Genomic DNA, 13,956 nt, shown 5'->3' on the forward strand with positions numbered 1-13,956 from the left:
GTCATTCGAAATACGAGACTGCAAGATGAGCATGCTGGCTGCACGCGGAACCATTAAACGGCGGGACATAAAAGCAACAGCGGGCGAGGAAGTGCATGCTAGGCTTCCTGCCACGACATTACGCAACCCGTATCCAAGGCGGGTGGCAAAGCCGATCGGATGGATCAGACCCGTATTGGTTGTCTTGATGAGTGCGATGCTTTGTGCGTGTGGTAAATCGCGCACTGACGCAGCGACCACGGAATCGCGACCGGCAAGCGCGGTAGCAGCGGCCAGCGGCGGTTCGCCGGAGACAAATGCACTGGCGGCGGCCTCAGGCGCGGGACAATCAGCGCCTGAGAAAGGGGGCGCGCTGACGTGGGGCGTGACAACGGAACCGGTTTGCTTCGACCCGCATAGAGCGTCACAACAGAACGCATTCTGGATCATTCGCAACTTCGTTGACTCGCTGGTCTTCAAGAACGCCGATGGCACCTACTCGCCCTGGCTCGCAAAGTCATGGCAGACGTCCAGCGACGGGAAGGCATACATCATCGACTTACGGGATGACGTGCATTTCACTGATGGCACACGTTTCGATGCCGCCGCGGTGAAGGCCAACTATGACTACATTCTGGCCAACGTCAGCACGACCTCCGCATCGGCGTCGTTGCTTGTACATCTGGATCATGTTGATGTCGTCTCGCCGTTCGTGGTCCGGCTGGCCATGAAACAGCCGGATTCCACGACGCTTGAATCGCTATCGAGCGTCAAGCTGGGGTTCCTGTCGCCGAAGTCGCTGTCCAGTGGCATCGATCTATGTGCTGGTGGTCCGGGCTTGGTGGGTACGGGGCCCTTCACCTTCGCTGCATATCAGCGTGGGCAGTTCGCGCGCTTTGTCCGCAATACCGATTACCAATGGGCACCGGCAACATCGAAGCATCAGGGGCCGGCTTATCTGGATCAGATTACCTATCGATTCCTTCCCGAGGCGTCGGTGCGCACGGGTGCGCTCAGTTCGGGGCAGGTGGATTTGATCGAAGGGGTACAACCCACCGATGTGTCCGTGTTCGACCGCGTCGAGGGTTTCAGGTACATTTCGGGACCGTCCGCAACAACGTCCTTCACGCTGAATGTCAACTACACGGTGCCACCCGCCAACGATGTGCGAGTGCGTCGTGCGTTACGCGACGGGTTCGACCTCGATGGTATTGTCAATAGCGTGTATCTGGGCACTGTCCGCCGCGCCTGGTCGAATATCGGTCGAGACAATCCCGAATACAACGCCGCACTCAAGGGGAGTTGGGGCAATCGGGTGAAGGAAGCAAATGCACTGCTCGATGAGGCAGGATGGACACAACGTGACAAGGACGGATTTCGAACGAAGGATGGCAAGCGACTGTCGATCGAGGTGGGCTATCCACAGCCATACGTACGCGATGATCGGGACACGTTGATTCGTGCGATTCAGTCCGCATTGCGCCAGAACCTGGGCTTCGACCTGGGGTTGCATATCAACACCGCCGCCGATTTCGCGAACCAGAAAGCCACCGGTAACTGGACCATCTATCCGAATACCGATAATCCTTCCGACGTGGCGATGGAATTGTGGGACATGCTGGGCGATCAAGGTTTTCTGTACAACGCGATCCAGAACAGGGACGCGACGTTGGTAGGGGACATCAACCGCGCCCGCCTGTTGCCGGTGGGGGCGGAACGCACGGCGCTGCTGCGTCAGATACAACAGCGTGCGGTCGACCAAGCCTATATCGTGCCGCTCTTCGCACCGGCGTATCACCTCGCCGCGAAGTCGACCGTGAACGGCATCAGCTTCGAGCCGCAGTTGGACGGTCCATCTGGTGCATACGACCTCTGGCTTGCACATGGAAAATAGGCAACGACCCTCTCAAGTAGGTTGCCTTGATGCGCCGGTGCGGGTCGAGGCTGTGATGGATGCATTGGCCAATGCACGATAGGTTTCTTTTTATGAGGGCATCAATGATTCGATCGATCGTTACCAGGATGCTCACCGGGGTGGTCGTGCTCTGGGGTGCGGCCACGGCCACGTTTTTGGCGTTGCATGCATTGCCGGGTCGTATCGAAGACGTCTTGGCGGGCGATCTGTCTTACCCCGGTTTGCGCGAAGCCATTGCAGCGCAGTGGGGTCTCGACCACAGTTTGCCCTGGCAGTACTGGCATTTTCTATGGCGCTTGCTCCACGGGGACCTGGGTACCTCTTATGTGATGCAGCAACCGGTGGCGGCCATTCTGGCTTCGCAATTATGGCCAACACTGCAACTGGCGGCTGGCGCGGCGGTATTGGCCATTGTGTTGTCGTTCTGTATGGCGAGCGCCACGGCAGGGATTGGCGCGAACGCGTTTCAGTTCGGAGGGCGCCGCCATACGCCACGGGTTGGCATCTGGTTGAGCGCCGGTGCATCCGCGGTCGAGCAGGTGATGACGTCCATGCCGGTCTTCTGGTTGGGTTTGTTGCTATTGATCGCGTTCTCTTTTCAATGGCATTGGTTCCCGGTTTCCGGTGCAGCGAATTTCTCCGCCTTGGTGCTGCCGGCGGTGACGCTGGCATTGCCGACCGCCGGCGTATTGTCCCAGGTCATGCGTGAATCATTGGAGCGGGCCTTGTCGCAACCATTTGCAACGACGGTTCGTGCACGTGGTGCCTCCGAATGGTGTCTGCGAGTCCGGCATGCCCTGCGGCATGCATTGCTGCCGGTACTGACGCTCGGCGGTTGGATGATCGGGGGCTTGCTCGGTGGTGCCGTTATTACGGAAAAGCTTTTTGGTCGCCCGGGGCTCGGGACCGTGACATTGGATGCGGTGACCTCGCAGGATGTACCGGTGGTTCTGGCGGTCGTCCTGTTGGCGGCGTTTGTCCACGTCGTGATCTCGACACTGCTCGATATCGCCTATCTGTTTGTGGATCCCCGTTTGCGCAACGATTGAGGTGTGGCATGTCGAAAAGTTTAATCACGCCACCGTCTGGTGGCGCTACATTTAACCCGTCCGCGCGCCATGGCACGCCACGCCGTGGTCACACCGCGCGCTTTGGGAATGCATTGCACGGTGTCCTGCAATTGCCGATACCGGTACTGATTGCCGGATTTTACTTGTTCGTACTGGCCTGCATGCTGGCCATGCCGACGCTTTTCACCCATCATGATCCGCTGGTCAGCGAGGTGGGAAATGCGCTGCATCGCCCGGATGCACAGTATTGGTTCGGCACAGACCGCATCGGTCGCGACGTTTTCGCGCGTGTCGTATATGGCGCCCGCTACTCGTTGCTGATCGGCCTGGCGGCAATGGTGGTTGCGTTGCTGATTGGTCTGGTGATCGGATTGACCGCGGGGTTGAGCAATCGCCTCATCGATGAAAGTGCATCGCGTCTGCTGGATGTACTGTCTGCGTTTCCCCCCATCCTGCTGTCGCTGTTCGTCGTATCTTTTCTTGGGCAAGGCATCGTCAATATCGCGATCGCCGTCGGCATCGCGGGTATTCCGAAATTCGGACGTGTGCTTCGCGCGCAGGCGCAGGTGGTGCGCCGTGCCGACTACGTTACACACGCGGTGACATTCGGTGCGTCGCGCCGACGGACGTTTTTCACACACGTCTTGCCGAACGTGTTGTCTGCCGTGCCGGTGATCGCGACGCTGGATATCGGCGCGGTCATCATCGCTGTCTCGGCATTGAGCTTTTTGGGATTAGGGCCGCAACCACCCACGCCGGAATGGGGTGTGATGCTGGCGGAAGGGCGCGCCGCACTGCGCGTGGCCTGGTGGCCCAGTGTCTTTCCCGGCGCGGCCATCACACTGACAGTCATTGCGTTCACCGTTATCGGTAAATATACCTCGCGGCGCTATGGAGGCGATGGACGATGACGATGCTTGCGAACACCCGGCTGGAAAACGCGACCCCGGAATCTCGCTCCGATGCCGTGATCGATGCCTTCCCGCTTACCGCATCACCCGGCGCGGAAAAGAATGCGGGCCGCGTACTGGTGGATGTAAAGAATCTGCACATCTGTTTTCCGACGCGGGCCAGGGATCCTGACGCTGCATCCGTCGTACGCGGGATTGATATTACGGTTCATGCTGGTGAATGCGTGGCGTTGGTGGGCGAATCGGGCTCAGGCAAGAGTGTCACGGCGCGTAGTCTGCTCGGCCTGGCTGGCAGTGGCGCGCGCATCGACGCAAGCCGCTTCGACATCGATGGACGTGACGCACGAACCTTCACGGCGCGGCACTGGCGCGAGGTGCGAGGTGGCTTTGCGGGACTGGTGATGCAGGACGCATTGGTTTCCCTTGACCCGTTGCGGACGATTGGCGCGGAGATTGGTGAAGCGCGCGCATTGCATCATCCGCGCGAATCGCGCCGGGCACGCGATGCCGGCGTGTTGGCGCTGCTACGCAAGGTGGGGATGGTCGAACCGGAACGGCGGGTCCGGCAACGTGCCGGTGCACTTTCAGGTGGCTTGCGGCAACGGGCGTTGATTGCCGCCGCCATGGCCGCGCAGCCTGCGCTGCTGATCGCCGACGAGCCGACGACGGCCCTGGATGTGACGGTCCAGGCGCAGGTCCTGGACGTGCTGCGGCAGCGCTTACGTGCCGGGGTCGGTTTGCTCTTGATCAGCCACGACCTTGCACTGGTAAGTGGCATAGCCGATCGCGTTATCGTATTGCACCACGGCGAAGTGGTGGATAGCGGACCCACTGCAAAGGTGTTGAGTGCCTCCTCCCATGCCTATACCCGGCGCTTGCTAGCCGCGCGGCCGTCGCTGCACTCTCGTGGCTTTGCCTTACGCTCCGCCGATATCGTGGCAGTGCCCATGCCTGGGTCCGCCGCCATGACGCATGCCGTCGTGCGCCAGCCTTTACCGCCGCGGCAGGGCGATGCGCCCGGGACGTTGCCCGCTGCCTCGACCACGCCTATCTTGTCGGTACAGGGCATCAATAAACGCTACACGCTCAAAGGGGATTGGCATGCGTCAAGCGGTCACTTCATCGCACTGGACGATGTCTCATTTTCGGTGAATCCGGGCGAAGTAGTGGGTATCGTCGGCGAGTCCGGCTCTGGCAAAAGCACGATTGCGAAAATTGTCCTCGGGCTGTTATCACTTGATGGCGGTGCCGTAACGTTTGCCGGATCACCCTGGAATCACGCACACGCGTTGGAACGCGAGAGGACGGCACGACGTTCAAGGTTACGGTATATCCCCCAGGATCCACTGGGTTCGTTCGACCCGCGCTATACGGTACGTGATCTTTTACGGGAAGCGTTGCATGACATACGGCATGCGCAGGCACTGACGCCGGATGAGGTGTTGGCACGGAGCGTGATGCTGCTAGAGCAGGTCAGCCTGGATGCCGGGGTATTGTCACGCTATCCGATCACGTTGTCCGGTGGACAGCGTCAACGTATCGCCATCGCGCGTGCCGTAGCCTCGGAGCCGGACCTGATTGTTTGTGACGAACCCGTATCGGCGCTCGATGTGCATGTCCAGGCGCAGGTGCTGGATGTACTGGCCAAGTTGCAACGGCGTAACCATACCGCTGTGCTGTTCATCTCGCATGATCTCGATGTCATCGCGCACATCAGCGACCGAGTACTGGTTCTGCACAATGGCAGGGTAGTCGAACAAGGTCCGACGCCCACGGTTTATCGCGCGCCCACGCACCCTTACACGCGGACCTTGCTTGCATCCGCGCCGACATTGCCCATTTTTGATGCGGCAGCAACGCTTGCCAATCCGTGACACGGCGCCGTCCGCGCCGGACGCACCACCTTTCGTTCGGCTCGGCTACCGTCTTTTGCGATAAAAGGCACGTCTGGTGACTTCAGGCTGAGGCGCTGCTTTGGCATCTGTGCGGGACGTCACCGGTCCCTCAAAACGCACCGCGCCGTGTGCGATTGTTGCTAATAGATCACGCATCGCCCGATTACGGGTTGTTTGGTAGAGCGCTAAGAAAGATGTTGTGACATTCTTACCGAGCCTTAAGGCAGATCGGGATGATTTTGATATAAATCCTAAAAAAAATAGATTTTCTGGAGGGGTTTCATGAAAAAACAGAGCATGGCTGCACGCGGGGGAGACGCGCAGGGGTATGAAACGGGCGTGGCTAGCCTGCAACATACGTCTATTCGTCCGACGGCGATGCGTTCGGCGGTTATCTTGGCGATCGCGCTGGCAGGGGCGACCAGTTCGTCAATCGCCTTCGCACAGAGCAGTGTGACTTTGTACGGCGTTGTTGATTCCGGTATCGGATATCAAAATAACGCTTCCTCACTGGGCAGCACGTCCGGGGGTGCTTCGCTGACGAAAATGAATCAGGGCATCTGGGCGGGAAGCCGCTTTGGTTTGAAGGGCACCGAGGATCTGGGCGGTGGGGCGAAGGCGATCTTCACCCTCGAGTCCGGGTTCAATTCCGCGACGGGTGCCACGCAATATACCAATGCCATGTTTGGCAGACAGGCCTGGGTCGGGCTGACACACAGCGATTACGGTACGTTGACGGCGGGGCGTCAGTACGCGTCTTACTATCAGACGATGTCGAAGTTTAGTCCGACGACATGGATCACCGGGTACTACGGCGCGCACCCTGGTGACGTGGATGGACTGGATACGATCTACCGTGCAAACAACACGCTGGAGTACACCAGTCCTCGTTGGTACGGGCTGCAGGCCAGCGGATCGTACTCGTTCGGCGGCGTGGCGGGTAGCACCAATGCCGGCGCCACCTGGGCAACGGGCTTGCAGTATTTGAATGGACCGGTGGGCGTAGGGGTTGCATTCGAACGGATTGAAAATTCCAATACGGCCGGCGGCGCCTGGGGCGCCAATTCGACGACATCGAGCAATGGCGCGCAAGCAGGTGTCTCCGCGCTGACGAATGGGTACCAGACCGCACGTGCGCAGCAGCGCTTCGCGGTGGGACTGAGCTATCAATTCTCTCCGGCCTGGGATGTGACGGCGACGTACACGAACACCCAGTACATCCCGGGGGCCGCTTCCAGCTACCGCGATACGGCGATTTTCAATATCGCGGGCGCGGTGCTCCATTGGCACCCATTGCCAGCCTGGGATTTTGGCGCAGGTTATTCCTATACGCAGGCAACGAAAGCAAACGGGATCACGGATAGCGCGCGCTACCATCAATTCAATCTGTCCCAGTATTACGCCCTGTCAAAACGCACTGGCTTCTATCTGCTGGAGGCTTATCAGCGTGCCAAGGGCAATACGTTGGGGACGAGCGGTGCCGGTAATATCATTTCTGCCACGGCAACCCTCGGCGATGGCATGAATTCGACGCCATCCTCGAGTAGCAATCAATTTGCCGTGGGTGCAGGCATCATCCATCGCTTCTAAGCGGCATCATGCCGTCGCGTTGATTGGCGCGACGGCTGTATGGACACCAGCGCAGCGTCGCCCGCTCCACGTATAAAGCACCGCGTGTCCTGGCTGGCCGTTCAGGACGCGCGGTGCTTTTACGTTTGCCCGGCGCATTTCCTATCTGCGATTCCTTGTGTCGTGTGGCTCCGGAACTGAGGCAAACGCACCGCGTACTTCAAAGGCGATCGTATCGGCCACGCGTCCCCGCGCGTCGATGAGTTGGACCTTGTGTCGTCCGGGCCATGGTGACCAGGCGACGCGTGTTCCCGTGCCGACGATGCGCCCGTCGAGTCGCCAGCTGGCACGCGTATCAGGGGCATCACCCTGCTCGAACCAGATGCGTTGATTGGGAGGCGGAATATCGGGATCGAGCGCGAAAATCGTTCCGTCCGCCGGGGCGGAAATGGCCAGTGGGCCATTGACGTCGCGGCGTGGCGGCAGTGCGCCACCGTTTGCCGCCCCCCCCATGATTTGCGAGCGAGCATTCGCCGCGTTGCTGGCGGCGTGGGTTTTCGCATTGCTTTGCGCCAGTGTCGAGAGGCGGATCGTGTCAACGCCGGTGCCACGTAAAAACCATTCGCTTCGCGTTGGCTCGATGCCGGGCACATACGTAATACGGCGCCGCTCTGTGTCTGCAGGCGGTGGTGGGGCCATGCTTGGTGCACGGTGCCCGAGATACGCGGCAATCGCGGCCCACACCGGTGCAGCCCCTGTCACGCCCGAGACGTCCCACATTGGTGAACCGTCCGCGTTGCCTACCCACACGCCTATCGTGTATCGCGAGGTGAATCCGACCGCCCAGTTGTCGCGCATGTCTTTGCTGGTTCCCGTTTTCACCGCGGAGAAGCCGCGCGTGTTCAGAACGCTATCCAGGCCAAAGGTGCGCACCCGGGCATTGTTGTCCGCCAGGATATCCGTGATGATATAGGAAGCCGCCGGACTGAAGATCCGCTTGCTTTCGGGCAGGCTTCGCGTGCCCGTTCGTATCGTTCCCCCGTTTCTCGCGATATCGGACACGCGGCGCGGGGCGCTGGCAGCGGTGGCATTTGCCGTCTCGTGCATTACGGCCGGTAGATCTCGCGTTGGGGTGAATTGACCGCCATTCGCCAGCGCGCGATAGGCATTCGCCAGCGTTAGCAACGTGACGTCGGCGCTACCCAGGGCCAGACTATAGCCGTAGTAGTCGCCTTCCTCGGTCAGCGGTAGCCCCAGCCCCCTCAGTGTTTTTGCAAAGCGATGCGGTGTCACCAGCATCAGCGTGCGCACGGCAGGCACATTCAGCGAGCCCCCAAGCGCACTGCGCACGCTGACCCATCCCTTGAAATGCTTGTCGTAGTTCTGCGGGATATAAAGGCCGCCGCCAGCGGCAATGTCAAGCGGCGAATCGTCTAGCAATGATGCCGCGTTCAAGCGATTTTCATCGATGGCCTGTGCGAAGAGGAACGGTTTCAGCGTCGACCCCGCCTGACGCAAAGCCATCACGGTGTCGACTTCACCCGCGGCCGATAGCGCGCCCGACGAGCCTACCCAGGCACGGATCTCCCCACTTGCGTTATCGATAACGACGACGGCGCCGTCCTGTACGTGCCGCGCTTGCCCGGGCGTGTTCAATTCGATCAATACGCGTTGTAATGCATCACGTGCGAAGCGTTGCAGGCCTGCATCAAGCGTGGAGCGCACCCGGGCGCCGGCGGCCGGATGTACCTCTACGGCGATACGCCGCGCGAAATGAAGGGCCAGATCGCTGGCGGCATTTCGTCCGCTCACATTATCATTGCCGGCCATGCCGATGCGCGTGGTCTGCCAGGATGTCTGTGTGACACCGTTGCGGTAGAGCGCGGGATCGCCGTCGAGCACCGTGCAATTGGCGGTGGCATCCATATCTTTCAAAATGACGCAAGCGCGTGCGTACATCTTGCTGGGGGCCGCATTCGGTGCCCGGACCAATGCCGCCGCAATCGCTGCTTCTCGCGCATCCAGTCCGGCCGGCGCTTTGCCGAACAGGGTACGTGACAATGCATCCAGGCCGATCGTCTCACCGCGAAAAGGCACGAGGTTCAGATAGGCTTCCAGGATCTGGTCTTTACGCCAGTGTCTTTCGAGTTGCAGCGCTTCCCACGCCTGATCCGCCTTGTCGGTCCAGGTACGTCGCCCGGCATGCCGTCGGTCATCATCAAGAAGGCCGGCCAGTTGCATGGTGACGGTGGATGCGCCCCGTGTTCGCGTGTTCCACAGATTGGCCCAGGCCGCGCCGACCGCGCCGCGCCAGTCCACGCCGCCGTGCGCATAGAAGCGTCGATCCTCGGAGACGACGATAGCCTGCAACAATGCCGGCGACACATCGGACAAGGCTACCCAATCGCCACGCCGTGCCGTAAAGTCAACGCGCGTGCGTTGTAGTGGCGTGCCGTCACGCGCAAGCAGTGTCCAATCCGCGCTGTGCCAATCCTGACGCACGGTATCGAACGACGGCAGCGCCAGCGCGGCGCTGGATTCGAGTCCGATCGTGCATGCCAATATCAGCGCGGACGCGAGGCCGCCACGCGTCATGACGATGTCGCCTCCGACTGTGGCGCGACGGTAACCGGCGCGTTTGGTGCCACGCCGTACACCGACGGCGCATACAACGCCTCCACGCGCGTGGGCGGCATGCCAAAGGTGCCGACGTTATTCAGCCGCACCGTATATTCGATCGAAAAGTGTCCTTTGGGCAGGTAGCTGAAATAGGCACGGTAACCATCAAAGCTGCGCTCGATGAACTCGGGCCAGGCATTGTCGTCAGCGCCTGGACGCTGCCCGTCGACTTGCGCGGTCATATCGGCGTCGCGGCCGAGGCCCGAACCCAGGATCGTCGCGCCCGACGGCACCGGGTCATTGACGACCACCCAGGTCATGGGACTTTGCGCATCGACTTCAATCCGTACGCGCAAGACATCACCGCGGGTATAGCGCCCCTTCTCCGCCGGAGAGAGCGGGGTGATCGTCTTCTTGATCCGATAGCCCGCCGCAAATGGCGCGCTCACGGGCACTGCCGCCAGACTCTCGATGGTCGCCCAGGGCTTCCCGCTGCCTTGATGAACGATCCGCAGGCTACTGACACCCACGTCCGTCGTGCGCGTTTTGTCGGAACCCGTAGCGACTGCGCGCGGCGCGCTCGGGGCCGATGCCCAGGGCAGCAAGGTCGCCAGGGAGGCCTTGTCATTACCCGACGGCCAGCGCAAGGCCCGGTCGTCGCTTCCCACGGAGATGCGCGTCGTGCCATTGACAGGCGCACGCTCGAACTTCCGCGAAAAGCGGGTGATGGCAAGCGTACCCAACGCGTTGGCCGTAGTGGTCGACCAGGCGCCGTTACGCTGCATCGCCAGCAGGCCGGTCGCCATGCGCGGCAACGCGTCCTGCCATCCCGGGTCGTTCAGGAAGTCGAGCAACATCCGTGCGGCATTGGTCTGGCTGCCTGTCATCAGCCACCAGAGGTCATCGCTGGCGGCCGTGGAAAACACCAACTGCGTGCCTTGCCAGGTCAGCCGCGCGCGGAGGATCTGGTCCAGTGCCGCGCGCTTTTGTCACGTTGCGGGATATCTTGCAGCCGCGACAGAATGGCCGCGTAATCGAGCACTGCCGATGTCGGCCACCGATCCGGCTTCAGCGCCACGCTATCGAGCATCGATGCGCGCGCGGCACCGTATCGGGACAGCGCCTCGATGGCGGCAAGCTTGCGCAGGTCCCGGTCTTCTTGTGGCGCCCAACCCTCGCGTGTGACGCGTCCCGCGACATAACCGACAAGACCGCCCACCATGCTGTCCCGCAGCGTGTTCGGTAAGGCAAAACGGGGGTCGAGATGTTGCGCCTCATCGGCCAATACCAATAAGTACGCGGCCAGCGTGGGACTGCCGTGTGCCGCCGTGTCATCGGACGGCGGGAAATAAGTGGGGAGACCATCGGCATCGAGATAGGCGGGCATCCTTGCTTGCACGGCTTGCCATTGCGCCAGATCCCGCAGGCCGATTGCGCGCGACGCTTGTTGTTCTAGGCAGTCATATGGATAGTGGTGCAGCCAGCGCGTGACGCCGGGCAGACCATCGGCCAGGGTCGCGGCCAGTGACACGGCGATGCCGCCGCGCACAACCGGCATGCCGGACGGCGCCCCGTCGGTGATGGCCGCCGCTGGGGCACTAACCGGCATTGTCATGAGGCCGTCGATCTGTTCGAGCGTTGCCTGTTGGACAGTGACGGGCACCGCCGGCATGACGGTTTCGCTGATGGAAAGCGCATCAGTGGCGAGGATTATTGCTGCTGGTTCCGCAGCCGGGCCCGGTCGCGTGTCTTTACGTTGTTCACTCGCCTCCACGCGCCAGCGCAGCACACTGCCGCCGTTGGCCTTCGCGGCCATTGCGCTACCCGCGGCACCGCTGGCCGGGTCGGCGACCGCTGACGCGGCGTCGGGTAGTGTCTCAGCGGGTGGGGGGACCGTGATCATCCAGGCCACCTCTTGCGCCGTGCCGGGTGCGAGCTTGACCGTTCGTGGTGGCATGCCTGTTGCCGCCATGCCCGATGCGTCAGAGGAAGGTGCCACGTCTGCGGCCTTGGGCATTGCACCGGATGCGCCTTCTATTCGTGGCGTTACCAGGACCGACATCGGGCGTTCCGTGGTGTTGCGTACCGTGAATTGCGCACGGAATGTGTCCCCAACGCGCACCACGGGCGGTAACCCGGAAATCAATTGCAGATCTTGCGTCGCGACAAAGGAGGTGCTGCCGTTGCCGAAGCGTTCGGCACCCACGGATGCAATCGCGACAACCCGGAAGCGGGTCAACGAGTCATTGAGCGGGACGGTCACTTTGGCGCTGCCATTGGCGTCGAGTACCACGTTTGGCGACCACAGCAACAAGGTATCGAATAGTTCGCGCGTGGGAGCAGTGCCGCCGCCGCCGCCGGCCGGCACCGCCTTGCGTCCGAAGTGTCGGCGGCCCACGACCTCCATCTGCGCCGTCGCGGTTTCCACGCCGTACCCGCGCCGCTGCAGCATGGCATCGAGCAGATTCCAACTCCGGTTCGGCATCAGTTCGAGGAGCGCTTCGTCCACGGCCGCCAGTGCGATGCGCGTTCCGGCAGGGGCGGGCTTGCCATCCAGCTGCGTGACGCGCACGGTCACCTGCGCCTTGCCGCGCACCGGATAGCGCGAGGCATCGCTGGAGACGGCAACGTCGAGGCGATGCGCACGGGTACCGACGCGAATTTCCGCGAGACCGTAGCGGAACGTGGGCTTGGACAAATCGACGAGCATCGATGGCGGCCGATATTCGCGCCCCTCACCGAGAAATGCCTTGGTCCACCGCATGGGTGACTTCCAGCCCCACGTAAAAAAGGAGTACCACGGTACGACGTGCAGTCGACCCCGGATGGCAAGGACGGATACGTAGACATTCGGCCCCCAATCCTCGCCGACCTTGAGCGCGATATTTGGCTGCTTGCCATTCAACGTGACGACATGTGTCTCCATCACGCCTGCCCGTTCCACCGCGACCAGTGCCCGTGCCTCCCGGAAGGGCATGCGAACCTGGAAGCGTGCGGTGTCACCAGGCTCGTAGTCGCGTTGTTCCGGAATGATGTCAATGCGGTCCGTGTTGTCCCCGCCGAACCAGAGATCTTCCTCATGCGCCACCCACACCGAGGATGAGGCATTCGCCGCCTTTCCGTCGCCATCCTTGGCAACGGCCACGATCTGTATATTGCCGGCGCGGCTCAGTGCGGCGTCGCAATGCAGGCGTCCCTGGGCATCACTCGTACCTTTGCAAAGCACGCCCAGATCGTGGGTTTCATCGTGATTATCGTAGGCATAGAACCCACCGACCATTCGCTTGCGATTGGAGGTCGTGGTGCGCGATATGCCTTTTACCTCGATGGGCACCGACGCGCTCGGCTTGCCCTGCAGGTCCACGGCCACCACGTCCACCGCCACCTTCTGCCCCACGGCGATCCATGCCGTCGTGCGGATACCCACGGCCACCGCGGCCGGCCATATCATGGTACCGCCGCGCAGCGTTTGCACTTCCCCGTTGGGATCCGCGAAGCGCGCTTCCAGCGACAGTTCGCGTGGCGCGTCGGCCACCGGCACGTTCTTGACGGTGATCGTGCCCTCGCCGTTGCGATCAAGCGTGATCGGCAGTTTATCGGCCACCAGGCGCGGTGCATCGGGATCAGCAATGGTGGGCGTAGCGCTGCCGTCATTGCCGTCGCCGTCATCGCCGCCATTGTCCGTGGCGCCGTTATCGCGACCGACACGGTAGGGCGTGAAGGAGAAGCCGGGATAACGGTCGGAGAAGGGCACACTGGCCGATCGCGTCATGGCCGAGACCTGCACCGGCAGCTTTGCCGCACCGCCGCCGGACGTGTACGCTATTTGCAACGCGAGCGGCACCTCCTTCACGCCGATGAGCGCATCCGCCTTGTCATCGCGCACGGCAATGGCGCCTTTGAGAATGGGAAGGCGGAATGCCTCCACACGGAACGAACCGGCGTCGTAATGCTGCGTCGGCGCGTTCTCGTCGCCCGATTCAAGCGACACCGAATAC

Annotated in this window: 6 protein-coding genes and 1 pseudogene; 5 read left to right on the forward strand and 2 right to left on the reverse strand. The window is 61.6% G+C overall.

Annotation, left to right across the window (positions count from 1 at the left end; translation table 11 throughout):
• Nucleotides 1–25 precede the first annotated feature (25 nt).
• The 5 genes from WM40_RS15270 to WM40_RS15290 all read left to right on the forward strand — a co-directional run bounded on the left by WM40_RS15270 (nt 26) and on the right by WM40_RS15290 (nt 7,360).
• The gene (locus WM40_RS15270) at nt 26–1,873 is read left to right on the forward strand and encodes an ABC transporter substrate-binding protein (RefSeq protein WP_236693538.1); all 1,848 of its coding nucleotides are present in this window, start codon (nt 26–28) and stop codon (nt 1,871–1,873) included.
• A 104-nt stretch (nt 1,874–1,977) separates the two neighbouring features.
• Complete coding sequence (locus tag WM40_RS15275; RefSeq protein WP_046153259.1) at nt 1,978–2,943, forward strand: ABC transporter permease; 966 nt, start codon at nt 1,978–1,980, stop codon at nt 2,941–2,943.
• A gap of 8 nt (nt 2,944–2,951) precedes the next feature.
• Complete coding sequence (locus WM40_RS15280) at nt 2,952–3,875, forward strand: ABC transporter permease (RefSeq protein ID WP_082102798.1); 924 nt, start codon at nt 2,952–2,954, stop codon at nt 3,873–3,875.
• A complete protein-coding gene (locus WM40_RS15285; protein WP_082102800.1) occupies nt 3,872–5,749 on the forward strand; it encodes an ATP-binding cassette domain-containing protein in 1,878 nt (625 codons plus the stop codon). The genes WM40_RS15280 and WM40_RS15285 overlap by 4 nt, the downstream gene beginning before the upstream one ends.
• 399 nt (nt 5,750–6,148) lie before the next feature.
• Nucleotides 6,149–7,360, forward strand: coding sequence for a porin (locus WM40_RS15290; protein WP_036009557.1), 1,212 nt, complete (start codon nt 6,149–6,151; stop codon nt 7,358–7,360).
• Between the two features lie 141 nt (nt 7,361–7,501).
• On the opposite strand, the gene pbpC is transcribed toward WM40_RS15290, so the two are convergent.
• Both pbpC and WM40_RS15300 read right to left on the reverse strand, forming a co-directional pair.
• Nucleotides 7,502–9,934, reverse strand: coding sequence for a penicillin-binding protein 1C (pbpC, locus tag WM40_RS15295; protein ID WP_082102802.1), 2,433 nt, complete (start codon nt 9,932–9,934; stop codon nt 7,502–7,504).
• Nucleotides 9,931–13,956: pseudogene (locus WM40_RS15300) on the reverse strand (alpha-2-macroglobulin family protein); the annotation flags it as partial. The pseudogene WM40_RS15300 and the gene pbpC, both read right to left, overlap by 4 nt.

Source organism: Robbsia andropogonis (assembly GCF_000970345.1).
Lineage (GTDB): Bacteria > Pseudomonadota > Gammaproteobacteria > Burkholderiales > Burkholderiaceae > Robbsia > Robbsia andropogonis.

Excerpts from the sequence above, each read along its gene's own strand:
- WM40_RS15285 (WP_082102800.1), top strand. The coding sequence starts at position 3,872 with ATGACGATGCTTGCGAACACCCGGCTGGAAAACGCGACCCCGGAATCT.
- WM40_RS15275 (WP_046153259.1), top strand. The coding sequence starts at position 1,978 with ATGATTCGATCGATCGTTACCAGGATGCTCACCGGGGTGGTCGTGCTC.
- WM40_RS15290 (WP_036009557.1), top strand. The coding sequence starts at position 6,149 with ATGCGTTCGGCGGTTATCTTGGCGATCGCGCTGGCAGGGGCGACCAGT.
- WM40_RS15270 (WP_236693538.1), top strand. The coding sequence starts at position 26 with ATGAGCATGCTGGCTGCACGCGGAACCATTAAACGGCGGGACATAAAA.
- pbpC (WP_082102802.1), bottom strand. The coding sequence starts at position 9,934 with ATGACGCGTGGCGGCCTCGCGTCCGCGCTGATATTGGCATGCACGATC.
- WM40_RS15280 (WP_082102798.1), top strand. The coding sequence starts at position 2,952 with ATGTCGAAAAGTTTAATCACGCCACCGTCTGGTGGCGCTACATTTAAC.